Annotated in this window: 15 protein-coding genes; 13 read left to right on the top strand and 2 right to left on the bottom strand. The window is 67.3% G+C overall.

Annotated features, from left to right (window positions below; genetic code table 11):
- The first annotated feature begins 10 nt into the window (after positions 1-10).
- The 7 genes from bglB (at position 11) to AC1DW0_RS16010 (ending at position 11,423) form a co-directional block, all read left to right on the top strand.
- Positions 11-1,174 (top strand): beta-galactosidase BglB, encoded by a 1,164-nt coding sequence (gene bglB, locus AC1DW0_RS16040; RefSeq protein ID WP_477946857.1) that lies wholly within the window; start codon positions 11-13, stop codon positions 1,172-1,174.
- A gap of 627 nt (positions 1,175-1,801) precedes the next feature.
- Entirely contained in the window at positions 1,802-3,457 is a 1,656-nt protein-coding gene (locus AC1DW0_RS16035; RefSeq protein WP_477946855.1) for an MFS transporter, read from the top strand.
- Positions 3,454-6,180, top strand: coding sequence for an exo-rhamnogalacturonan lyase family protein (locus tag AC1DW0_RS16030; protein WP_477946853.1), 2,727 nt, complete (start codon positions 3,454-3,456; stop codon positions 6,178-6,180). The genes AC1DW0_RS16035 and AC1DW0_RS16030 overlap by 4 nt, the downstream gene beginning before the upstream one ends.
- A gap of 76 nt (positions 6,181-6,256) precedes the next feature.
- Complete coding sequence (locus tag AC1DW0_RS16025) at positions 6,257-7,471, top strand: rhamnogalacturonan acetylesterase (protein WP_477946851.1); 1,215 nt, start codon at positions 6,257-6,259, stop codon at positions 7,469-7,471.
- A 5-nt stretch (positions 7,472-7,476) separates the two neighbouring features.
- Positions 7,477-8,721 (top strand): serine hydrolase domain-containing protein, encoded by a 1,245-nt coding sequence (locus AC1DW0_RS16020; protein ID WP_477946849.1) that lies wholly within the window; start codon positions 7,477-7,479, stop codon positions 8,719-8,721.
- Between the two features lie 201 nt (positions 8,722-8,922).
- The gene (locus tag AC1DW0_RS16015; protein WP_457349964.1) at positions 8,923-10,749 is read left to right on the top strand and encodes a rhamnogalacturonan lyase B N-terminal domain-containing protein; all 1,827 of its coding nucleotides are present in this window, start codon (positions 8,923-8,925) and stop codon (positions 10,747-10,749) included.
- Positions 10,750-10,760: 11 nt separating this feature from the next.
- Positions 10,761-11,423 carry a PEP-CTERM sorting domain-containing protein gene (locus AC1DW0_RS16010; RefSeq protein WP_477946846.1) on the top strand — a complete coding sequence of 221 codons (663 nt, stop codon included), beginning with the start codon at positions 10,761-10,763 and terminating at the stop codon, positions 11,421-11,423.
- A gap of 70 nt (positions 11,424-11,493) precedes the next feature.
- Here AC1DW0_RS16010 and AC1DW0_RS16005 read toward each other — a convergent pair whose 3' ends face one another.
- Together AC1DW0_RS16005 and AC1DW0_RS16000 are read right to left on the bottom strand one after the other, a co-directional pair.
- Entirely contained in the window at positions 11,494-12,888 is a 1,395-nt protein-coding gene (locus tag AC1DW0_RS16005) for an FGGY-family carbohydrate kinase (protein WP_477946844.1), read from the bottom strand.
- A complete protein-coding gene (locus AC1DW0_RS16000) occupies positions 12,885-13,979 on the bottom strand; it encodes a DeoR/GlpR family DNA-binding transcription regulator (protein WP_477946842.1) in 1,095 nt (364 codons plus the stop codon). The genes AC1DW0_RS16005 and AC1DW0_RS16000 overlap by 4 nt, the downstream gene beginning before the upstream one ends.
- Before the next feature lie 239 nt (positions 13,980-14,218).
- Here AC1DW0_RS16000 and AC1DW0_RS15995 point away from each other — a divergent pair, with 239 nt between their 5' ends.
- Genes AC1DW0_RS15995 through AC1DW0_RS15970 form a run of 6 tightly spaced genes read left to right on the top strand, consistent with a single transcriptional unit; the run spans position 14,219 to position 24,138 of the window.
- Positions 14,219-16,339, top strand: a complete 2,121-nt coding sequence (locus tag AC1DW0_RS15995; RefSeq protein WP_477946840.1) for a bifunctional rhamnulose-1-phosphate aldolase/short-chain dehydrogenase — start codon at positions 14,219-14,221, stop codon at positions 16,337-16,339.
- Between the two features lie 21 nt (positions 16,340-16,360).
- Positions 16,361-17,659 carry an L-rhamnose catabolism isomerase gene (gene rhaI, locus AC1DW0_RS15990; protein ID WP_477946838.1) on the top strand — a complete coding sequence of 433 codons (1,299 nt, stop codon included), beginning with the start codon at positions 16,361-16,363 and terminating at the stop codon, positions 17,657-17,659.
- Position 17,660: 1 nt separating this feature from the next.
- Positions 17,661-19,028 carry a glycoside hydrolase family 28 protein gene (locus AC1DW0_RS15985; RefSeq protein ID WP_477946836.1) on the top strand — a complete coding sequence of 456 codons (1,368 nt, stop codon included), beginning with the start codon at positions 17,661-17,663 and terminating at the stop codon, positions 19,026-19,028.
- Between the two features lie 14 nt (positions 19,029-19,042).
- Entirely contained in the window at positions 19,043-19,363 is a 321-nt protein-coding gene (locus AC1DW0_RS15980) for an L-rhamnose mutarotase (RefSeq protein WP_477946834.1), read from the top strand.
- A gap of 12 nt (positions 19,364-19,375) precedes the next feature.
- Complete coding sequence (locus AC1DW0_RS15975; protein ID WP_477946832.1) at positions 19,376-21,208, top strand: glycoside hydrolase family 2 protein; 1,833 nt, start codon at positions 19,376-19,378, stop codon at positions 21,206-21,208.
- A complete protein-coding gene (locus AC1DW0_RS15970) occupies positions 21,205-24,138 on the top strand; it encodes a DUF4982 domain-containing protein (RefSeq protein WP_477946830.1) in 2,934 nt (977 codons plus the stop codon). Before AC1DW0_RS15975 ends, AC1DW0_RS15970 begins: the two co-directional genes overlap by 4 nt.
- Positions 24,139-24,140 lie beyond the last annotated feature (2 nt).

Genomic DNA, 24,140 nt, shown 5'->3' with positions numbered 1-24,140 from the left:
AGACAAGACCATGCCCAACCAGATCCTCAAGCCCGTCGCCTCCTCGCGCATCCACCCGCTGCTGGCCCATCACACGGCCGGCCTCGGCGCAGACCGCGACGACATCCGTGGCGCCATCGACCGGCTGATCCACAACCTGGTCAACATCGAGGACAAGGACGGCAAGTTCCTGCTGCGCCTGGACGACGGCCGGGTGCTGGACACCAAGGGCTGGAACGGCTTCGAGTGGACGCACGGCGTGGGTCTCTATGGCGTCTACAAGGTCTGGGAGCTGACCGGCGACCCCAAGGCCTGGAGCATCATGACGAGCTGGTTCGAGGCCCGCTTTGCGGAGGGCATGCCCAGCCGCAACATCAACACGGTGGCGCCCTTCCTGACGCTGGCCTATCTGTTCGAGCGCACCGGCGAGCGCCGCTTCCTGCCCTACATCGACCGCTGGGCCGAGTGGGTCTACAACGAGCTGCCGCGCACCGAGGAAGGCGGCTTCCAGCACATCGTCTACAACAGCGTGAACCACCAGCAGCTGTGGGACGACACGCTGATGATGTCGGTGCTGCCGCTGGCCAAGTTCGGCCTGCTGCTGAACCGGCCGCATTACATCGAGGAGGCCAAGCGCCAGTTCCTCATCCACATCAAATACCTGGCCGACCGCAAGACGGGGCTGTGGTTCCACGGCTGGACCTTCGAGGGGCGGCACAACTTTGCGAATGCGCTGTGGGCGCGTGGCAATTCGTGGGTCACGATCGTCATCCCAGAGTTCATCGAGCTGTTGAACCTGCCCGAGGGCGACGCCTTCCGCCAGTTCCTGATCACGACGCTCGAAGCGCAGGTCAAGGCCCTGGCCCAGTTCCAGTCACCATCGGGCCTGTGGCCCACGCTGCTGGACGACCCGACGTCCTACGACGAAGCCGCCGCGTCGGCCGGCTTCGCCTACGGCATCCTGAAGGCGGTCCGCAAGGGCTACATCTCCAAGGACTACGAGGCCTTCGGCGTGAAGGCGGCGCTGGCGGTGCGGTCGAAGATCAACGATGCGGGCGAGCTGACTCAGGTGAGCTTCGGCACGCCGGTGTTCAACACGTTGCAGGAATACAAGGACATCCCGCTGACGTCGATGCCGTTTGGGCAGGCGATGGCTTTGTTGGCGATGGGCGAGTTGTTGGTTCGCTTCATCTGATTCGATTGCTATGCGCTGCTTTGGGTTTATGGCTAGGCCCAGCCGGGGGTTCGTCCCGGCGGCCGACCTACTTTTTGCGCCGCCAAAAAGTAGGCAAAAAGCTCTCCCCTGCGAAACCGTCCCTGCGGGGTCCCCTGCGATGCTCGAAGCCCGAGGCTCGCGCAGAACTCACTTCGCTACGCTGCGTTCAGACAACTGCGCTAAGTCAGTTGTCGAAGCGTGCTTCGCACGCGCCTCGGGCTTCTGCGCTTCTCGGCGGTTTAGAAGGGGAGGCTCCGAACAGCCCCAACAGCCAAACCCGAAATCCGGGTGGTGGATGTATTTCTGTCTGCCCCCTTTTAGCCCCGCCGAGGAACGGAAGACCCGAAGCCCGTTCGCGCAGCGAACCTCAAGAACTGACTCGCGACGCCTGTTTGAGCAGAGCGTAGCGACGCGAGTTCGGCGCGGGGCTTCGGGGCTGAGTACCGCAGGGGACCCGCAGCGAAGCGTAGGGCGGGGCGGTCAGGGGGGAGCTCTTTGGTTACTTTCTGGCGGCCCAGAAAGTGACTCGCCTGCGGGGGCGAAATCCCCGCACCACTCGCAGCAGAAAACAAGAGCAGCTGAGACAAGCGCTCAAAGAGCACAGACATGACAACCCGAAACCTCCACCCAGCCGCCAAAGAACCCACCTGGATCAACTACTGGGGTTGGGGCAGCGGCGACATGCTGGGCGCCGGCGCCCAGGCCGTCATCACCGGCTGGCTGTTCTATTTCTTCACCACCTTCTGCGGCCTCAGCGCCGTCGACGCGGGACTGATCCTCGGCCTCCCGAGACTGCTCGAAGCCATCACCTGCCCCCTCATCGGCTACGTCTCCGACAACCTGCGCCACACCTGGGTGGGCCGCAAGATTGGCCGGCGCAAGCTCTTCCTGCTGATCACCATCCCGCTGCTGCCCAGCTTCGCGCTGATCTTCCGCACCGGGCACACGTTCACCTACTACCTGCTTGCCTTCATCTTCTTCGAGCTGCTGTACACGATGTTTCTCATCCCCTGGGAAACGCTGGCGGCCGAGATGACCAAGGACTACAAGCGCAAGGCCAAGTTCGCCGGCGCGCGCATGATCGTGGCGCAAAGCTCGGCCATCCTGGCCTCCTACCTGCCCACGCTGCTGATCAGCCAGTTCGGCGGCAAGGACTCGCCCGACACCTTCTTCTGGATGGCAGCCATCTTTGGCTGCATCTTTTCGGTCGTCGTGACGATCGTCGTGTTGACGACGTGGGAGCGCCCCTACGGCACGCGCGAACAAGCGGTCATGTCGCAGACCTATGGCGGCGTGACGCTGAAGGCCGCACTGGCCCTGCCGGTCAAGATGTTCGGCGACCTGTTCTCGACGCTGAAGATCCGCGCCTTCCGCCAGCACCTGTCCATCTACCTGGGCGGCTACCTGTCGCAGGACATCTTCAACACCGCCTTCCCCATCTTCGTGGCGACGGTGCTGATGGGCGCGACCCTCGTCATCTCGCAGCTGATGACGGTCATGTACGTGGCCCAGCTCATCTCGGTGATGGTGGCCATCCAGATCGTCATCCGCACCGGCCCCGTGCTGGCCTACCGCCTCGCCATCTCGCTGTTCGGCGCGGCGCTGCTGCTCTACCTGGGCTTCTTCCTGTCGCGGCCCGAGGGTTTCGATGCCGGCTTCAAGGCGCTGGGCACCAACCTCTTCACCGCGCTGAACCCGGCAAGCGGCAGCTTCAGCCTGGTGTTCTGGATCTTCGTGCCGATCGTGCTGGCCGGCCTGGGCCGCGGCACGCTGAACTTCGTGCCCTGGTCGGTCTACAACTACCTGCCCGACATCGACGAGGCCGTCACCGGCCAACGCCGCGAGGGCATCTTTGCCGGCGTGATGACGCTGGTGCGCAAGATGGCCCAGAGCGCGGCCATCATCGCCAGCGGCTGGATCATCGACCTGGGCGGCTACATCTCGCCCAAGAGCCGCCCCGGCGAGGTCATCGTGCAAAGCCCCGAGGCCATCCAGACCATCACCGGGCTGATGGTGGGCGGGCCCCTCTTGATGATGCTGTTCGGCCTGATCGCCTCCTGGACCTTCCGCCTCAATGCCAGCACGCATGCCGTCCTCGTCAACGAGGTCGAGCGCCTGCGCAACGGCGCGACCGAGGCCGAGACGCCGGAAAGCGGCCGCATCGTCGAAGACCTGACCGGCTGGCCCTACGACCGCCTGTGGGGCCGCGGCAGCGGCCACGCCGCCGACTCCTCGCTGCAACCTCTGCAAGCCCGCCCATGACCGACTTCAGCCGCCGCAACTTCTTCAAGACCGCGTCCCTGCCTCTGGGTCTGACCGGCTTGGCCACCACCGCCGGTGCTGCATCGGCGCCCGCACCGACCGTCGCCACGTCGGACGACCTGCTCGGCTTGCACTGGCTGGACGGCACCGCCCCCGCGCTGGCGCTCGGCGCCACGTTGGGCCTGCCGTGGCCGCGCGGCCAGCACAGGAAGGATCAGGCCTTCCACGCGCTGGACGCGCAGGGCAAGCCACTGGCCTTGCAGACCTGGCCGCTGGCCTGGTGGCCCGATGGCTCGCTGAAGTGGACGGCGCATGCGCTGCCAGCCGGCGTCGATGCCGGTGCCCAGCCCAGCATCCGCCCGGGCAAGGGTGCTGCCGCCGCAGGTGCCACCGTGAAGGTGCGCGAGGAGGCTGACTTCATCGAGGTCGACAACGGCGTCATCCGCTGCAGGCTGCCACGCCAGGGCGCCAAGCTCATCCAGGGCATCGAGCGCGACGGCCGCGAGGTGCTGGGTTCCTGCACCCTCATCGCCCAGACCGACGACAAGCCCGACGCCGAGCAAGGCGCTGTCACGCAGACCGCCTTCCAGAGCCGCATCGCAAAACTGACCGTCGAGCAGACCGGCCCGGTGCGCGTCGTCATCAAGGTCGACGGCCAGCACCGCAGCGCCGCCGGCCGCGAATGGCTGCCCTTCTCGGTGCGCTTTTACTTCTACGCCGGCGCCGAGTCGCTGCGCGTGATGCACACCTTCGTTTTCGATGGCGACGACCAGAAGGACTTCCTGCGCGGCATCGGCCTGCGCTTCGAGGTGCCGCTGCGCGACGCGCTCTATGACCGCCATGTGCGCTTTGCCGGCGAGGCGGGCGGTCTGTGGGCCGAGGGCGTGCGCAACCTGACCGGGCTGCGCCGCGACCCGGGTGCTGCCGTGCGTGAGGCCCAGCTGGCCGGCCGCGCCACGCCGCCGGTGGCGCAATGGGGCACGCAGGTGCGCCAGCTGCAACATCGCATCCCCGCCTGGGGCGACTACTCCTTAAGCCAGCTCAGCGCCGACGGCTTCCAGATCAAGAAGCGCACCAAGGCCGGCCATGGCTGGATTCCCGCCGCCTTCGGCAAGCGGGCGCCGGGCAGCGGTTATATCGGCGGCGCCACCGGTGGCGTGGCCTTCGGCCTGCGCGACTTCTGGCAGCGCCACCCGACGCAGCTGGACATCCGCAACGCCCACACCGACGCTGCGCAGGTGACGCTGTGGATGCACTCGCCCGAGGCGTCGGCCATGGACCTGCGCTTCTATCACGATGGCTTGGGGCAGGAAACCCACGAGCAGGAGCTCGAAGGCCTGGAGATGACCTACGAGGACTACGAGAAGGGCTTCGGCACGCCGGTGGGCATCGCACGCAGCAGCGAGATCACGCTGTGGGCGCTGGCCGCTACGCCGACCCGCGAACGCCTCGTGCAGATGGCCGCCGCCGTGCAGACGCCGCCGCAACTGGCCGCCTCGCCACAGCGCTATCTGTCGGCCGGCGTCTTCGGCAAGCTGTGGAGCCTGCCTGACCGCAGCACGCCGATGCGCGTCAAGATCGAGGACAAGCTGGATTTCCTGTTCGGCTTCTATGCCAAGGAGGTCGAGCAGCGGCACTGGTACGGCTTCTGGGACTACGGCGACATCCGCCACACCTACGACAGCGACCGCCACGAATGGCGTTACGACGTCGGCGGCTTTGCCTGGGACAACTCCGAGCTCTCGCCTGACCTGTGGCTCTGGTACGCCTATCTGCGCAGTGGCCGGGCCGACATCTTCCGCTTCGCCGAGGCCATGGTGCGCCACACCAGCGAGGTCGACATCTATCACGCCGGCCGCTTCCAGGGCCTGGGCACGCGCCACAACGTGCAGCACTGGGGCTGCAGCGCCAAGCAGGCGCGCATCTCCACGGCGGCCTACCGCCGCTTCTACTACTACCTGACGGCCGACGAGCGCATCGGCGACGTCATGCGCGAGGTGCTCAGCGCCGACAGCAAGATGGACGAGGTCGACCCCGTGCGCAAGATAGCCGGCCGCGTGGACAAGGGCCCCTGGCCGGCGCGCATCGGCTTCGGCACGGACTGGGGCTCGGTCGTCGCCAACGTGCTGACCGAGTGGGAGCGCACCGGCGACGTGCGCTGGCGCAACAAGCTGCTGCGTGGCATGAAGGGCATCGCGGCCATGCCGCACGGTTTCTTCACCGGCAGCGGCGGCTACGAGCCCACGGGACCCAATGAAGGCGCCTTCCACAACGTCAGCGGCGACAAGCTCAGTGCCAGTCATTTGAGTGCCGTCTTCGGTGCCGTGGAGATGATGGCCGAGCTGGTGGAGCTCATCGACGAGCCGGCCTTCAAGCAGGCCTGGCTGCAGTATTGCGAGCTGTACAACGCGCCGAAAGAACAGCAGGCCAAGGCGCTGGGTGCGCCGCATGGCGGTGGCACCGTGCTGAGCGTCGGCCACTCGCGCCTGAGCGCCTACGCGGCAAAACAGAAGCAGGACCAGGCCCTGGCCCAGCGCGCTTGGCGCGAGTTCTGGGCCGACGACCCGCGCGGCCACAAGACGCTGAAGACGACGCGCATCGCTGGGCCGCTGGCTTTGAACCCGGTCGACGAAGCGCCGTGGATCAGCACCAACGACACAGCGCAATGGGGGCTGGCCGCCATCCAGAACCTGGCTCTCATCGGCGACCAGCTGACGGACTGACATGGCTGCAATGATTTTTGCCACAGAGGCACAGAGACACAGAGGAACAAAGCTTCTCTTGTCCTTGCTCCTCTCTGTGCCTCTGTGCCTCTGTGGCTGTGTTTCGCAGCCTCAAGCCCCCAAGCCGCAGCTGTTCGACCTCAGCAACGAGACCACCTACTCCCGCGAATTGGGTCGTGGCTTCGAGCCCGGCGCCCCGCTCAATGCCGCCGGCCAGCCGAGCTTCTTCACGGTGGACGTGCCCGCGGAAGGCAACTACCGCGTCACCGCGACGCTCGGCGCCGCCGCCGCCAGCAACACGACCATCAAAGCCGAGCTGCGTCGGCTGATGCTGGACAGCGTGGGGGTGGCTGCCGGTGCAACTGAAACGCGCAGCTTCATCGTCAACGTGCGCACCGCCCGCATCGCCGCCGTGCCGGGTGTGGAAGCAGGCGTCGTCAAGCTCAAGGAACCGCGCGAAAGCAAGGATGAGATCTGGGCCTGGGACCAGCGCCTGACGCTGGAGATCAACGGCAGCCAGCCGGCGCTGCGCAGTCTCGTCATTGAGCCCGTCAAGGTGCCCACCGTCTTCCTGCTGGGCGACTCCACGGTGGCCGACCAGTCCCGCGAGCCCTACAGCAGCTGGGGCCAGATGCTGACGGGCCTGTTCAAGCCCACCGTGGCCGTGGCCAACCATGCGCAGTCGGGCGAAACCTTCCGCGACTCGCTGGCACGCCGGCGCATCGACAAGATCCTGTCCGTCATGCAACCGGGCGACACCGTGCTGCTGCAGTTCGGCCACAACGACCAGAAACAACAGAAGGACGGCAGCGGCAACGCCCAGACCTACAAGGCCGAGCTGCGCACCCATGCCGAGCGCATCCTGGCGCGAGGCGGCGTGCCGGTCGTCGTGTCGTCGATGGAGAGGCGCAACTTCGACCCCGAGGGAAAGCTCAGGCCCAGCCTGACCGAGTACGCCGACGCGGCGCGCGCGGTCGCGCAGGACATGAAGCTGGCCTTCATCGACCTCAACGCGATGAGCCAGCAGTTCTACGCGGCCCTCGGCCCCGAGCGCTCCCAGGCCGCCCATCCGATGAACAACGGCAAGCTCGACAACACCCACCACAACAACTACGGCGCCATGCAGTTGGCTCGTTTGGTGGCCCTGGGTTTGCGGGAAGCCCGTGTGCCGGTGGCCGCACAGCTGCGCGATGATCTTGGCGCCATTGACCCCGCCAGGCCGCTGCCGCCGGAGCAGTTCCACGTTGCAGCGAGCCCGGGCTTCACCCAGCAACGCCCCCTGGGCGATTGAGCCGAATGAGAACCCCCCTTGCCGCCCTGGCGCTGGCCTGCGCCGCGCTGATCCACGCCCCGGCGACCTCGGCCGCACCGCCCAAGGCCGCCGCGGTCAACGTACAGGGCTTCTCGCCAGAACGCCTGCAGCGACTCGACGCGGCCATCGACGAGCAGATCAGCAACAAGCAGCTCGCCGGCGGCGTGATGGCCGTGCTGCGCGATGGCAAGCCGGTCGTCTTCAAGGCCTATGGCCAGCGCGACATCGAGAACGCCAGGCCGATGCGCACGGACACGATCTTCCGCATCGCCTCCATGACCAAGGCGCTGACGACGGTGGCGGCGATGATCCTTTACGAGGAAGGCCGCTTCCTGCTGAAGGACCCGGTGGCGCGCTACCTGCCGGCGTTCGCCAACCTGCAGGTCGCCTTGCCCGGCGGCGGCACCGAGAAGGCGCGCCGCCCGTTGACCATCCACGATCTGTTGACGCACACGGCCGGCATGAGCTACGGCGGCGGCCCGGCCCAGGCGGCCTACAGCGCGGCTGGCATGAAGGACTGGTACCTCATCGGCAACGACGAGACGTTGGCACAGTGGACCGACCGCTTCGCCGCGCTGCCGCTGCAGAGCCAGCCGGGTGAGCAGTTCATCTACGGCTACGCCACCGACGTGCTGGGCCGCCTCGTCGAGGTCGTTTCCGGCCAGCCGCTGGACCGTTTCATCAAGGAGCGCATCACCAACCCGCTGCACATGCCCGACACGAGCTTTTTCCTGCCACCGGAAAAGCTGGAACGCCTGGCCAACGTCTACGGGCTGGAAGGCGGCCGGCTCAAGCTGATGGAAACGTCGGCGAAGAGCGACTTCGTCAACGGCCCGCGCAAGCTGCTGTCCGGCGGCGCCGGCATGCTGAGCACCGCGGGCGACTACACGCGCTTCCTGCAGATGCTGCTGAACAAGGGCGAGCTGGATGGCGTGCGCATCCTCGCGCCCCACACCGTGGCGCTGATGACGGCCGACCATCTCGGTTCCAAATCCGGCGGCGATGCCGATGGCTTCGGGCTGGGCTTCTGGGTCAACGTGAAACGCGGCGRCTTCAAGGAACTGGGCAGCGAAGGCGCCTTTGGCTGGGGCAGCGCCTATTTCCCGCAGTACACGGTGGACCCGAAGGAGCGCCTCGTCATCCTCTTCATGACGCAGCTGCGGCCCGCGGGAAGTTCGACGCTGCATCTGCGCGTGCGCACGCTGACGTATCAGGCGCTGATCAAGTGATCCGCAAGCGCGCGCTATACCGCGCAGCTATGGCAAACGCGGTGATAGCGCTCATCTGAGCGAAGAGTCGCGGGCGCACGAGCGGCGCTGTTCAAACGCTCATCTGGTTGAGTACACGCGGAGTCAGGCGCTGCCTACATTCCGCTCCGGCTGCGGGCAAGCCCGCAAACCGTGAACAACGACACAAGACCAGGAGACTTCATGAACACGACAAGCTCGCGCCGGCCTATGGCGCACTGGCTGGCCGCAGGCCTGCTCGCCGCAGCGGCACCGGCCGCGATGGCCGCCTTCAGCATTACCACCGTCCACGACAACAACAACGCGGCGCGGCCGCAGTACGTCATCGACACCGATGGCGGCCTGGTGTTCAAGGTGCGTGGCTGGGACAGCAGCAGCACCACGGCCATCGGCGACTTGTCCAGCATGGTCTACAAGGGCGTGGAGTACGCCGACCCCGCCCGCGGCACGCAGCTCAACTCCGGGGCCGACTGGCTCTACAACGGCGTCAGCGCCGTGGGCCTGAAGGTGGAGGCCGTCAGCGCCAACGGCACGGTGACGCCGGCTTCCAGCAGCAACGGCGGCGTGGTCAACGCGAGCGACTACATCCGCGTCACCCTCACCAGCACCAGCACCAAGGGCGGCGTGCTGACGCACTACTACCTGGTGAAGAAGGGCGAGTCCAACATCCACATGGGCACGCACTTCACCGAAGAGCCGGACGTACACGGCCTGGTGCGCTTCATCGCCCGCATCCCCATCGCCAAGCTGCCCAACGGCGGCCCGGTCAACGCGGCCGGCGGCCTGCGCACCTACAACGGCGAGAGCTTCTGGGCCGAGGACCTGCGCGGCACCAGCGGCGCCATCGAGGCCAGCGACGTGTTCGGCTTCCCGGCCACCGATGCGCGATACGGCCAGTCGCGCTCCAAGCACTACGCCAACCGCCGGCTGAAGGACTGGGAGTTCGTCGGCGGCTCCGGCCCTGGCGTGGGCATCTGGTTCTGGCGCGACAACAACGAAGGCGGCTCCGGCGGCCCCTTCTACCGCAGCCTGCTGCAGCAGATCACCGACACGACCAACGAGCTGACCTACATCGTCAACTACGGCGAGGCCCAGACGGAAGCCTTCCGCATGGGTGTACTGAACACCTACACGATGATCTTCAACGACGGCACGGCCCCCACGGCCCGCCCCGACACCAGCTGGTACGGCAACGTGGGCCTGCTGGGCTACGTGCCTCCGGTGGGCCGAGGCTCGGTCAGCGGCGCCGGCCTCACGGGCCGCATCGCCGGCCTGCCCTACACGGTGGGCTTCGCCAACGCGCAGGCACAGTACTGGGCCGACGCCGACCCCGTCGACGGCCACTTCACGGCCACGGGCATGCTGCCGGGCGTCTACACGATGACGGTCTACAAGGGCGAGCTGGCCGTGCAGACCGGCTCGGTGACGGTGACCGCCAATGCCACGTACGCGCTGAACCCGGTGGCCATCACGGCCGACCCCGAGGCCACGCCGGCGCTGTGGCGCATCGGCCACTGGGACGGCACGCCGCAGGAGTTCATCAACGGCGACAAGCTGACCTTCATGCACCCGTCCGACGTGCGCATGGCGTCGTGGAATGTCAGTCCCTTCGTCATCGGCCAATCCAATGCCGCAACGCAATGGCCGGCCTATCAATGGAAGGACGTCAACAACGGCCTGCAGGTGCGCTTCACGCTCAAGCGCGGCCAGAACACCGTGCCGCTGCGGCTGCGCCTCGGCACCACGGCCGACTTCGCCGGCGCCCGCCCACAGGTCACGGTCAACAGCTGGACGTCGGCCATTCCCGCCGCACCGCCCAAGGTGTCGCGCAACCTCACCGTGGGCACCTACCGCGGCTTCAACCGCACCTACAGCTTCGACATCCCCGCCGCGCAGCTGGTCGTCGGCACCAACGTGCTGACCATCAACACCGTCAGCGGCACCGCCGGTGCCGCCTTCCTGAGCCCGGCGCTGTCCTTCGATGCCATCGATCTGATTGCCGCGCAATGAACGCTCTTCCCATGAAAACCATCACCCTCCTCGCCTCTGCCTTGCTGGCAGCCCACGTCAGCGCCGCCGTCGTGCAGACCACCGGCGCCGGCAGCGCCACGCCGAGCGCAGCGCACCTGACCTCCGCTGCCGACTTCGAGGCCAACGTCAACCTCGACAGCCCCTGGTCAGAAGGCGGCCTTCTGTTCAGCCACACGGGCTTTGCCAATGACAACGGCGGCTGCGGCTATGCCGGTGGCAACTGCGTGGACCTGGGCGCCGGCGAGACCTACAGCCAATCCTTCGCGGGCAACTACTTCGCCACCGCAGGCATGAACGCCTACCTGTCCATCCGCAGCACGGCACGCGACATCAACGGCATCGAGTTCGCCGTCGATTCGGGCTACGCCAACATCTACCTGATGTGGCAGACCTGGCTGGACGGCGTGCAGACCGGCAATGGCCGCGTGTCCCTGGGCGCGGCGGGCATTGGCGGCGTACTCGGGCTGAGTGACGCCGTCGGCTTTGACGAAGTGCGGGTCTATGCCTTCGACAGCGCGACCGACACGAGCGGCTACAGCGTGCCGGCCATCGACAGCGTGCGCGCCTTCACTCTTCCCGAGCCGGGCTCGCTGGCCCTGGCCTCGCTGGCCGGGCTGGGTGTGGCCGGCATCAGGCGCCGCCGACGCGGCTGACGCCACCGCGACCCCAAGTCAAAGGGCCGGCCTCGCGGGAGGCCGGCCCTTCTTCTTCGTGGCTTGCAGATCAGTGCGCGCCGGTGCTTGTGCGCCAGGCGTCGCGGTAGGCCCGCCATCCCGGCGGGTTCAATGCGGCCACCGACGCGGCTGCCGCGTCGGGCGCGCTGCCCCAGGCGTCCAGCAGCCAGGCGCCGCAGGTCGTGCCACTGCTGTCGTCCGACACGGTCACGTCGCGGCCTTCGGCCAGGCCGGCAAGCAGCGGGCCGAACCAGGGGTTGGCCGTGAATGCGCCTTCGACGACGACACGGCCGGTGGTGCCCAGGGCGGCCAGGCAATGGTCGGCCATCAGCACGACGTAGAGCGTGGCCAGCGCGGCCTGTTCGGCGAGCGTCTGCGGTGCTGGGCCGGTGACACGGCCGGGCTGACCCGCGAACGGCCCGCCGGTTTCGGCAAAGCAGGGCAAGGCCAGGGTGCGCTGTGCAATGAGTCGCTGCAGTTCGTCCAGACCGAAGCTGGCCGGTTGCGCACCGGCAATGGCACCGAATTCGCGCCCACCCATGAAACGGATACAGGGCACCGCGTCGCCAAAGACATCGCAGTTGGCCAGCATGTCCTGGGCCTCGACGAGAGGCCTGGTTGCCGAGCCCAGGGCCGCCGCGATGACCCAGGTGCCGGTGGACAGCACCGTGCAGGGGCCGCTCTGCTGCAGGGTCAGCAGATGGCGCAGCAGCGAGGCATTGCTGTCGTGGATGCCGCAGACGATCTCGCAGTCGCCGGGCAGGCCGGTGTCCGCGGCCAGCTCGGGCCGCAGCTTGCCCAAGCGCGACCAGGCATCGCGGCGCGGCGGGAACAGCTTCTCCCAGCCCAGGCGTTCGACCAGGCTGGACCAGCGGCCCACCCGGGGACGCCACAGGTCGGTATGGCAACCCAAGGAAGTGACCTCGCTCGCAGCCACCCCGCACAGCCGCCAGGCCCAGTACTGCGGGTACATCAGCACATGCCGGGTGCGAGCGAACTCCTCGGGAAAGCGCGCCTGCAGCCAGTCCAGTTGGCGGCCGAGGTTGAGGCCGGCCGGCAGCCGCGGCGAACCGCTCTCGTCGAACGGCGGCCGCAGCGTGTCATAGCGAGCGGCATCGACGGCGTCGCCCGGCACATGCTCATAGTCAGGCACCGGCAGCACCAGGCCGGCGTCATCGATCAATGCCGCCGTCGCCCCATGCGTGACTGGCACGATGGCGCGGATCTGGGCCAGCGTCGACAGCTCGCGCAGTTGACCCAGCAGCCAGTTCCACAGCCTCTCGGTGTCGTGGTGCGGATAAGGCCCGTCTCGCCGCACGGTGTTGGGCGTGCGCGCCTCGGCCAGCGTCTTGCCAGCCGCGTCGATGAGGGTCAGCTTGGCGTTGGTCTTGCCGATGTCGAGGACGACGGTGCCTGAAACGAGATCGCCGGCCGCAGGGCTCAAGACACCAGCCCCGCATGCCGGTGGTAGGAGCCCGACTCCAGCACGGCCGCATAGTCATGCGAGCTCAGCGCCGAAGCCTCCACCACGCGAGGGTCCACGGCCTCAGGCTCCACGGTGATGACGCGCACGCCGTAGTGCTCCAGCAGTTGCACGGCACTGTCGGACGCGCCGGTGTCGGTAATGACGGTGGACACGCGGTTCAAGCCGCACAGCACCAGGCCCGCCTTGCGCTGGAACTTGGAGCTGTCCACCAGCACGATCAGCTCCTCCGCCTGGCTGATGAGGCGCTTCTCCGCCTGGATCAGCAGCGGGTCGGCCTCCATCAGGCCCAGGATGGACAGCCCGTAGACGCCCATGAACATCTTGGCCGCGTAGTGGTGCTGGGCCACGTCGTTCTCGAACGGGCTGAGGATGACGTTCTGCTCGCGGTAAACCTTGCCGCCGGGCAGGATGATCTCGTTGTCGCTGGTGACGAGCAGGCGCTCGGCCATCAGGAAGGAGTTGGTGAGAATCTTCAGCTGCTTCTCGACGAGAAACTCCGCCATCATGAAGGTGGTGGTACCGCCATTGATGATGATGGTTTCGCCGTTATTGCACATCGAGGTGGCATAACGCGCGATGGCGCGCTTGGCGGCGGTATGTTGCTGGGCATTGTTTTGAAAAGTCTCGCTGGACAGCGTGTATGACTTTTTCTTTTGCTCCAGCCTCTGCGCGCCGCCTCGAGTGCGGGTCAACTGGTTTTTTGCGGCCAGCCAGGAAATATCCCGCCGCACCGTCGCGGCCGAGGCCGACAACCAGTCCATCAATTGCTGAACGCTGGCGTGCTCGCGTTCGTCCAGCAGTTTGAGCAGACGCTTGTGACGCTTGTGATTGATCATGTGGATCACCTTTATCGGGCGCCCCGGAGAATCGGCGGCGACCGTTGTCTCGTATTTATGGCACCCAGCCTCTGAAGGGCAGGCGTCGCTTGGCTTGGCGGCCCGGCTGAGGCCGGCTCCTTGATCGCAGCCGGTGAGCGTAGGCGCCGGCAGCAACAGCCCAATCCACTCACGCTCAGAAGCAATCAAAGCCTGGGTGAAACGCTGTTCCAAGTGCAGATTACGTCAGCTGCGTGACAAGGTCAATCAGCAAACGCTCACGGCCATGAGCGTTTCGTGAGCGGAGGTGCCGCGGCCGATGCATTCGCTCATCCTTTTGATTTACTGCGCCGGCGCCGACCATGGCGCGCTGTTTCGGCCCACACTGCGCTCCGCTAATCCCGCGAATGGCGGGCTCCGGGTCGCAAGCTGCGCTCACGGAGATGAATGACGGACTGAATACAGGCAAGCTGATGACTGCAAATTCCCAAACTCCCGCCAAATTCTCAGATACGGCTCCCATCGTCTCCAAGTGGGACGATGCCGTGGCAGCCAAGTTGAGCGAACCCGAACTGCTGCTCTACCGATCCAATCTGCTGGGCTCCGATCTGCGCGTGACGAATTTCGGCGGCGGCAATACCTCGGCCAAGGTTCTGATGCGCGACCACCTGACCGGCGCGGATGTCGAGGTGCTGTGGGTCAAGGGCTCGGGCGGCGATTTGGGGTCCATCAAGCTGGATGGTTTCTCCACGCTCTATATGGACAAGCTGCAGGCGCTTAAGCAACGTTATCGCGGCCTGGAACATGAAGACGAGATGGTGGATTACCTGCCGCACTGCACCTTCAATCTGAATCCGCGAGCGGCGAGTATCGATACGCCTTTGCACGCCTATATCCCGAAGGCGCATGTCGACCACATGCACCCTGACGCCATCATCGCCATCGCCGCCTGTGCCGATAGCCGCCGCCTGACCGAAGTGATCTTCGGCGGCCAGCTGGGCTGGCTGCCCTGGCAGCGCCCCGGCTACGACCTGGGCCTCAAGCTCGAAGCCCTGGCCACTTCGCAGCCGAACCTGAAGGGCATCATCCTGGAAGGCCACGGCCTGTTCACCTGGGGCGACACGGCCAAGAGCTGCTACGAGATCACGCTGGAGATGATCCGCCTGGCCGAGCAGTGGCTGGCCGAGAACATCAAGCAGCCGGTGTTCGGCGGCGTCAAGACCATCACCCTGCCCGCCGAAGAGCGCGCAGCCCTCGCCGCCAAGCTGATGCCCGCGCTGCGCGGCCGCATCAGCGCCAGCGAACGCAAGCTGGGCGACTTCAACGACAGCGCCGCGGTGCTGGAGTTCGTCGGCAGCAAGGACCTGGCCGCGCTGGCCGCCCTGGGCACGTCCTGCCCCGACCACTTCCTGCGCACCAAGATCCGCCCGCTGGTGCTGGACTTCGACCCGGCCAGGCCTGACGTCGACGCGCTGCTGGCCGGCCTGGACAAGGCGCTGGAAGACTACCGCGCCGACTACGTGGCCTATTACGAGCGCTGCAAGCGCGCCAACAGCCCGGCCGTGCGCGATGCCAACCCCATCATCTACCTGATCCCCGGCGTGGGCATGTTGTCCTTCGCCAAGGACAAAGCCACCGCCCGCATCGCCGGCGAGTTCTACATCAACGCCATCAACGTGATGCGCGGTGCGAACGGCGTCGACAAATACGTCGGCCTGCCCGAGCAGGAAGCCTTTGATATCGAGTACTGGCTGCTTGAAGAAGCCAAGCTGCAGCGCATGCCCAAGCCCAAGAGCCTGGCCGGCCGCGTGGCCCTGGTGACCGGCGGCGCCGGTGGCATCGGCCAGGCGGTGGCACGCCAGCTGCTGCAGGAAGGCGCCTGCGTGATGCTGACCGACATCGACGCCGAGGCGCTGGAAGAAGCCCGCCAGAACCTGCTGAAGGCCGGCGGCAAGGACAACGTGGCCGCCGTGCGCGGCGACATCACGTCCGAGTCCGAAGTGGAAGCGCTGCTGTCAGCCACGGCGCTGCGCTTTGGCGGTCTGGACATCCTCGTTTCCAACGCCGGCATCGCCTCGGCCGCGCCGCTGGAAGACACCACGCTGGAGATCTGGAACCGCAACCAGAACATCCTCGTCACCGGTTACTTCCTCGTCAGCCGCGGTGCCTTCCGCCTGATGAAGCAGCAGAAGATCGGCGGCAGCATGGTGTTCGTGGCCAGCAAGAACGGCCTCGTCGCGTCCGCCGGCGCCTCGGCCTATTGCACGGCCAAGGCGGCCGAGATCCACCTGGCCCGCTGCGTCGCGCTGGAAGGCGCGCCCATCGGCGTGCGCGTCAACGTCGTCAACCCCGACGCCGTCATCCGCGGCTCGCGCATCTGGGACGGCAAGTGGAAGGAAGAGCGCGCCGCGTCCAACAAGATCGAGACCGACAACATCGAAGAGTTCTACCGCCAGCGCAGCATGCTCAAGCTCAGCGTGCTGCCCGAGGACATCGCCGAGGCGGTGTACTTCATGGCAAGCGACAAGTCGGGCAAGAGCACGGGTAATGTCCTCAACGTGGACGCCGGCAACGCCGCGGCCTTCACGCGCTAACAATCAGCGCAGGAGACAAACATGACGACGCAGATCATCGACGCAGGCCAGATCGAGCAGCACAACGCCACCCAGCGCGCCACGCTGCAGGCCGACTATGACGCGCTCGGCGGCATGCTGTCCCGCCGCGGCGTGGACATCGAGGCGCTGACGGCCACGGCCCAGACCTTCGCCGTGGCCTTGCCCAGCTGGGGCGTGGGCACCGGTGGCACGCGCTTCGCGCGCTTCCCCGGCAAGGGCGAGCCGCGTGACGTGACCGAGAAGCTGGAGGACTGCGCCGTCATCCACCAGCTGACGCGCGCCACGCCCACCGTGTCGCTGCACTTCCCCTGGGACAAGCCGAGCGACCCCAAGGCGCTGCGCCAGCAGGCCGACAGCCTGGGCCTGAGCTTTGACGCGGTGAACTCCAACACTTTCCAGGACCAGCCCGGCCAGGCCCATAGCTACAAATACGGCAGCCTGACCGCGCAAAGCCAGGCCGCCCGCGAGCAGGCCGTGGCCCACAACATCGACTGCATCGAGCTGGGCAAGACGCTGGGCTCCAAGGGCCTGACCGTGTGGGTGGGTGACGGCGCCAACTTTCCCGGCCAGCACAACCTGCGCAGCTCGCTGGAGCGCTATCTGGACAGCGCCAAGGGCATCTACGCCGCGCTGCCGGACGACTGGCTGATGTACATCGAGCACAAGCTGTTCGAGCCGGCTTTCTACTGCACCGTCATCGCCGACTGGGGCACCAGCTTCGCCGCGGCGCAGACCCTGGGCGACAAGGCCAAGTGCCTGGTGGACCTGGGCCACCACGCGCCCAACACCAACATCGAGATGATCGTGGCGCGCCTGGCGCAGTTCGGCAAGCTGGGCGGCTTTCACTTCAACGACAGCAAGTACGGCGACGACGACCTGGACTCGGGCTCCATCGACCCCTTCCAGCTCTTCCTCGTCTTCAACGAGCTGGCCGATGCGGCTGAGCGTGACGGTGCGGCCTTCAAGCCCTCCTACATGCTGGACCAGTCGCACAACGTGACCGACCCCATCGAAAGCCTGATGAGCAGCGCCGTCGAAGTGCAGCGCGCCTTCGTGCAGGCCGCGCTGGTGGACCGCAAGGCGCTGGCGAACTTCCAGGAAGCCAACGACGCACTGCAATCCGCACAGTCGCTGAAGAAGGCCTTCCGCACCGACGTCAGCCCCATCCTCGCCATGGCCCGCCTGCGTGCCGGCGGCGCGATCGACCCGGTCGCGGCCTACCGCGCCAGCGGCTATCGCGAGAACGCCGCCGTCAAGCGCCCGCCGAAGGCAGGCGCCAGCGGCTCGGGCATCGTTTGAGGTGAGCCCGCAGGACTTCGGCGCGCGCGGTGACGGCCTCACGCTCGACACGCGGGCGCTGCAGGCCGCCATTGATGCCGCGGCGCTGCAGCGCACGACGCTGCGAATCCCGCCCGGCACCTACCTGACGGGTTCGCTCTTCCTGAAAAGCGGCATGACGCTGCGGCTGGATCGCGGCGCCACGCTGCTGGGCTCGCGCAACCTGGCCGACTACCCACTGCTGGCCACTCGCGTTTCAGGCATCGAGATGCGCTGGCCGGCGGCGCTGGTCAACATCTACGGCGAGCATGACGTCGGCCTCGTCGGCGAAGGCTGCATCGACGGCGATGGCCAGGTCTTCTGGGACAGCTACTGGGCCTTGCGCGCGCTCTACGAGCCGCGCGGCCTGCGCTGGGCGTCGGACTACGACGCGCAGCGCCCCCGGTTGATCCAGGTGTTCGAGGCGGCTCGCATCCACATTGGCGACGGCTTGCTGCTGCGCCGTTCGGGCTTCTGGACGCTGCACCTTTGCTATTCGGAGGATGTCAGCGTCGACGCCATCACCATCCGCAACAACGACGGCGACGCACGCGGCCCGTCCACCGACGGCATCGACATCGACTCCTCCCGCCGCGTCACCATCCGCCGCGCCGACATCGCCGTCAACGACGACGCCCTGGTGCTGAAGGCCGGCCGCGACGCCGATGGTCTGCGTGTCGCACGGCCCTGTGAAGACATCAGCATCAGCGACTGCATCGTCCGCGAGGGCGCCGCGGGCTTGACCTTCGGCAGCGAGACCTCGGGCGGTTTCCAGCGCATCACGGCGAGGCGCATCGAAGTGCACGCGCCGGTGCCGGTGGGCCTGCTGTTCAAGTCCGCACCCAGCCGCGGCGGCTTCATCGAGGGCGTGACGATCAGCGATCTCGTTCTGCACGAGGTACCCACCGCGCTGCGCGTGACGATGAACTGGAACCCCGCCTTCAGCCGCGCCGACATCCCTGCCGCCGAACGTGCCGGCGCACCCGCTCACTGGCTCAACCTCGCCACGCCGGTGCCCGCTGAACGGGGTCGCGTCCGGGTGGACGGTGTGCGCATCGAGCGCCTCAAGGCGCGCGGCGCGGCAGTCGCCTTCGAGGTCGACGCCTATGCCGAGACGCCGCTGCGGGGCTTCCACTTCACGGGGCTGGACATCGAGGCGCAACGCGGCGGCCATGTGCTGGACGCCGCGGACTGGCGCTTCGTGGACAGCCGCATGTCACTGGGCGAGCCCATCGCCGTCGGCGCGGGTATCGAACTCACCGGCTTGGGCAGCGCCTGCTGGAGACATGATCCCGCCCTGCGCCGCCGCGACGTGTCGGTCCTGCCGATGGCGGAGCAGGACGTTCAATAAGAAGGAGACAAGCGATGAGCGACGAGACCCTGGCTTTCAAGATGCAGCTCAAGCCCGGCGTCGTGCCGGAGTACAAGCGCCGCCACGACGAGCTCTGGCCCGACCTGGCCGCGGCCCTGCGCGAAGCCGGCATCCATGACTACTGGATCTTCCTGGACGAAGCCACGCTGTCCCTCTTCGCCGTCCTCAAGCGCAAGCCTGGGGCCGCCTTTGACGCCCTGCCCCAGCAGCCCGTGATGCGCCGCTGGTGGGACTACATGGCCGACCTGATGGAGGTCGAGCCCGACAACAAGCCGCGCCAGTGGCCGTTGCAGCCTCTCTTCCACTTCAATTGAAGGCGGGTCGTCATGCGCACCTGGATCACCCTCGCCTTGGCCTGGGCCCTCGCCCTACCGACGCTCGCCGCCGACTCGCTGCGCCCATCCCTGCTGCTGACGGCCCGCGCCGCCGACCAGGATCTGTCGGGCCGCTGGACCTATTCCAAGGACCTCTACCGCACGGGGTTCACCGACATCAACGGCTGGCCCGCCAAGCCGCGCATGCAGCGCTTTCGTGACGTTGACGTGGCCACGGCCGAGGCCAAAGGCGGCGCGGGCTTCTTCGAATACGACCTCGACCGCGCGCCAGCGATGGAGCTCCCCGGCGCCTGGAACTCGGCGGTTCCCGAGTTGCGCTACTTCGACGGGCTGATGTGGTTCCAGCGCCGCTTCGATGCGCCCGTCAAGGCGGGCCGGCGCAGCTTCCTGCGCTTCGAGGCCGTCAACTACCGAACCACCACCTTCCTGAACGGCCAGGAAGTCGGCAAGCATGAAGGCGGCTTCACACCCTTTGTCGTCGAGGTCACGCAGGCCCTGCGCGAGACCGGCAACCGCCTCGTCGTCGGCGTCGATTCCAAGCATGACGCCCAGACCATTCCGGCCGAGATCACCGACTGGGATCTGTACGGCGGCATCACGCGGCCGGTCAAGCTGTTCCAGACGCCCGCCACCTTCATCGACGACGCCACGCTGCGCCTGACCGAGGCCGGCCGCATCGTCGGCAGCCTGCAGCTCAACGGCCCGCAGCCGGCCAACCAGGCCGTGAGCCTGCGCATCGCCGCGTTGAACCTCACGCTGGCGGCCCGCACCGACGCGAACGGCGAAGCCCGCTTCGACACTGCCGCGCCGGCGGGGCTCAAGCGCTGGTCGCCCGAGTCGCCGACGCTTTACGACGTCGAGTTCGAGGCCGGCGGTGACCGCGTGCGCGACCGCATGGGCTTTCGGACCATCGCCGTGCGCGGCAGCGACATCCTTTTGAACGGCCAGCCCATCACGCTGCGCGGCATCTCCATCCATGAGGAAGAGATCGGCCCCAACCCGGCGCGCCGCATCGACGAGGCCGCCGCGCGCCGCCTGCTCGGCGAGGTGAAGAACGGCCTGCATGGCAACTATGTGCGCCTGTCCCACTACCCGCACAACGAGACCATGCTGCGTGTGGCCGACGAACTGGGCCTGCTGGTCTGGAGCGAGATCCCCGTCTACTGGAGCATCGACTGGGACACGCCCGCCGTGCTCGACAAGGGCCGCCGCATGCAGGCCGAGACCATCTACCGCGACCGCAACCGCGCCGCCCTCATCCTGTGGAGCGTCGGCAACGAGACGCCGGTGGCCGAGAACCGCACGCGCTTTCACACCGCGCTGGCGCAGACCGTGCGCGCGCTGGACAACAGCCGCCTGGTCAGTGCGGCGCTACTGGTCGAGCGCCAGGGCGACACCATCCACATCGCCGACCCGCTGCTGCCGCAGCTCGACGTCATCGCCGTCAACACCTACGCCGGCTGGTATGGCGACGACACGCTGGACACGGTGCGCCGGCTGCGCTGGGATGTGCCTGCGGACAAGCCGCTGCTGTTCTCCGAGTTCGGCGCCGACGCCTTCGCGGGCTTTCGCGACGAGAAGCTCAGGCCCAAGTTCTCCGAGGACTACCAGGCCGACTACTACCGCGCGACGCTGGCCATGGCCGCCAAGGTGCCAACGCTGCGCGGCCTGTCACCCTGGGTGCTGAAGGACTTCCGCTCGCCGCGCCGCGAGCACCCGGTCTATCAGAACGGCTGGAACCGCAAGGGCCTGATCTCGGAGACCGGGCAGCGCAAGCTGGCATTTGACGTGCTGGCCGAGCACTACAAGGCGCAAGCCAAATGACGCAATGGCTGGCCGCCCTCGCCTTGGCCGCGGCGGCGCTGTCGGCCCAAGCCGCCCGCGAGACCTACAACTTCAACCCCGGCTGGCGCCTGCACGTCGGCGACGCGCCGGGCGCCGAAAGCACGACATTCGACGACGCCAGCTGGAAGCCCGTCACCCTCCCCCGCGCCTGGAACGAGGACGATGCCTTCGCCAAGGACATCGTCGACCACAGCACCGGCATCGCCTGGTATCGCAAAAGCTTCACGCTGCCCGCCGACGTTGCCACCCGCAAGGTGTTCATCGAGTTCGAAGGCGCCCGCCAGGCCGCCGAGGTCTGGGTCAACGGCCAGCGCATCGGCCTGCATGAGAACGGCGTCACCGCCTTCGGCTTCGACCTGAGCCAGGCCGTGAAACCCGGCGACAACCTCATCGCAGTGCGCACCGACAACCGCTGGGACTACCGCGAGCAGGCGACCAACCAGCGCTATCAGTGGGCTGACCGCAACTTCAACGCCAACTACGGTGGCCTGCCCAAGAACCTGCGGCTGCACCTCACCGACAGGCTCTACCAGACGCTGCCACTGCTCTCCAACCTCGGCACGACCGGCGTCTACATCTATGCCAAGGATTTCGACCAGAAGGCCGGCCGCGCGACCATCACGGCCGAAGCCCAGGTGCGCAACGAGCACGGCCGGCCGCGCCGCTTTGGTTATGAGGTGACGCTGCGCGAGCCGGGCGGCCGCGTCATCGCGACGTTCAGGGCGCCCACCCAAACCATTCCCGCCGGCGCCACCGTCACCGTCAGCGCCAAGGCGCTCGTGACCGGCCTGCAGTTCTGGAGCTGGGGCCACGGCGCCCTCTACGACGTGGAGACGACGCTTAGCACCGATGGCAAGCCCGTTGACCGTGTCGTCACGCGCACGGGCTTTCGCCAGACCGAGTTCACGCAAGGCATGGTCAGGCTCAACGGCCGTGTCATCCAGCTCAAGGGCTATGCCCAGCGCACGAGCAACGAGTGGCCGGCCATCGGCCTGTCGGTACCACCCTGGCTCAGCGACTACAGCAACGGCCAGATGCTGGCCAGCAATGCCAACTTCGTGCGCTGGATGCACACCGCGCCGTGGAAGCAGGACGTCGAATCGCTGGACCGCGTAGGCCTGATGCAGGCCATGCCCGCGGGCGACTCCGAGGCCGACGTGACCGGCCGGCGCTGGGAGCAGCGCATGGAGGCCATGCGCGACGCCATCGTCTACTTCCGCAACAGCCCCAGCATCCTCATGTACGAGTCGGGCAACCGCGGCGTCAGCGCCGAGCACATGCGCGAGATGGCCGCGCTGCGCGATCGCTTCGACCCGAACGGTGGCCGCGCCGCTGGCAGCCGCGAGATGCTGTCCCAAGCCCTGCAGGACGTGGCCGAGTACGGCGGCGAAATGCTCTACGTCAACAAGAGCGCGCGGCGGCCGATGTGGGCCATGGAGTACTCGCGCGACGAGGGCGCCCGCAAGTTCTGGGACGAGCTCTCGCCGCCTTTCCACCGCGACGGCGACGGCCCCGAGCACAAGGGCCAGAGCGCTGCGGCCTACAACCGCAACCAGGATTCCCACGCACTGGAAGACGTGCGCCGCTGGGTGGACTTCTGGCGCGAGCGGCCGGGCACCGGCATGCGCGTGTCGTCGGGCGGCGTCAACATCATCTTCAGCGACAGCAACACCCACCACCGCGGCGCCGAGAACTATCGCCGCAGCGGCGAGGTGGATGCGATGCGCATCCCGAAGGAGGGCTTCTTCGCTCACCAGGTGATGTGGGACGGCTGGGTGGATGTGGAAAAACCCCGTGCCCATTTGCTGGGCCACTGGAACTACGCGGCCGACACGCTCAAGACGGTCATCGTCATCTCCAGTGCACAGCGCGTGCAGCTGACGCTGAACGGCAAGGTCATCGGCACGGCCGAGGCCACCGAACCCTTTGTCTTCCGTTTCGACGGCGTGCGCTTCGAACCCGGCGAACTGCGTGCCGTGGGCTTGGACAAGGTCGGCAACACCGTCTGCGAGGACGTGCGCGTCACCGCCGGCCAGCCCGCCGCGCTGAAGCTGGCGGCGCGGACGCACCCGCAAGGCCTGCAGGCCGATGGCGCCGACCTGGCGCTGGTGCAGGTCGAAGTGGTGGACGCTGCCGGCAGACGCAACCCCATCGCGCTGGACACGGTGAAGTTCACGCTGGACGGTCCTGCCGAGTGGCGCGGCGGCATTGCGCAGGGGCCGGGCAACTTCGTGCTGGCGCGCGAGCTGCCGGTGGAAGGCGGCGTCAACCGCGTGCTGGTGCGCAGCACGACCGACGCGGGTGTCATCCGGCTGCGCGCCGAGGCGCCCGGCCTGGCTCCGGCCACGCTGGAACTGCGTTCGCAGCCCGTGCCTGTCATCGGCGGCTTGAGCACCCGCTTCCCTGCGGACGGCCTGGCGCCGCAATCCACGCGAGGACCGACGCCGGCCACGCCTTCCTTCACGCCAAGCCGCCTGGCCGTTGCCATAGCGTCTGTCGAGGCCGACAGCGGCACGCCAGCCCAGGCCATCGACGATGACGAATCGACCGCATGGACCAGCGAGTCCGGCAAGGGCGCCATCCGCTTCAAGCTGGCCGAGCCGGCCACGCTGACCGAGATCACGCTCAAGCTCGGCGGCTGGCGCGAGCGGCGCTACCCGCTGCGCGTCAGTGTCGACGGCACTGAGGTCTGGCGCGGCCTGACCGAGCGCAGCCTGGGCTATGTGACGCTGCCGCTCAAGCCCCAGCGCGGCCAGACGGTCGGCATCGAGCTGGCCGGTGAGGCCGAAGGCGGCACGGAAACGGCGAACACCGAAGTCGCCAACCAGAAAATCGTCGACACCGGCGCCAGCCGCCTCGGCCGCGGCGTGCTGTCCATCGTCGAGGCCGAGTTCTACCGCCTGCCCTGAAC

The organism is Roseateles sp. P4_D2, assembly GCF_056401875.1.
Note: the sequence above shows the minus strand (reverse complement) of the source record. Positions and strands in the feature narration are given on the sequence as shown.

Excerpts from the sequence above, each read along its gene's own strand:
- bglB (WP_477946857.1), top strand. The coding sequence starts at position 11 with ATGCCCAACCAGATCCTCAAGCCCGTCGCCTCCTCGCGCATCCACCCG.
- AC1DW0_RS16030 (WP_477946853.1), top strand. The coding sequence starts at position 3,454 with ATGACCGACTTCAGCCGCCGCAACTTCTTCAAGACCGCGTCCCTGCCT.
- AC1DW0_RS15995 (WP_477946840.1), top strand. The coding sequence starts at position 14,219 with ATGACTGCAAATTCCCAAACTCCCGCCAAATTCTCAGATACGGCTCCC.
- rhaI (WP_477946838.1), top strand. The coding sequence starts at position 16,361 with ATGACGACGCAGATCATCGACGCAGGCCAGATCGAGCAGCACAACGCC.
- AC1DW0_RS16010 (WP_477946846.1), top strand. The coding sequence starts at position 10,761 with ATGAAAACCATCACCCTCCTCGCCTCTGCCTTGCTGGCAGCCCACGTC.
- AC1DW0_RS15980 (WP_477946834.1), top strand. The coding sequence starts at position 19,043 with ATGAGCGACGAGACCCTGGCTTTCAAGATGCAGCTCAAGCCCGGCGTC.
- AC1DW0_RS15970 (WP_477946830.1), top strand. The coding sequence starts at position 21,205 with ATGACGCAATGGCTGGCCGCCCTCGCCTTGGCCGCGGCGGCGCTGTCG.
- AC1DW0_RS15975 (WP_477946832.1), top strand. The coding sequence starts at position 19,376 with ATGCGCACCTGGATCACCCTCGCCTTGGCCTGGGCCCTCGCCCTACCG.
- AC1DW0_RS16035 (WP_477946855.1), top strand. The coding sequence starts at position 1,802 with ATGACAACCCGAAACCTCCACCCAGCCGCCAAAGAACCCACCTGGATC.
- AC1DW0_RS16015 (WP_457349964.1), top strand. The coding sequence starts at position 8,923 with ATGAACACGACAAGCTCGCGCCGGCCTATGGCGCACTGGCTGGCCGCA.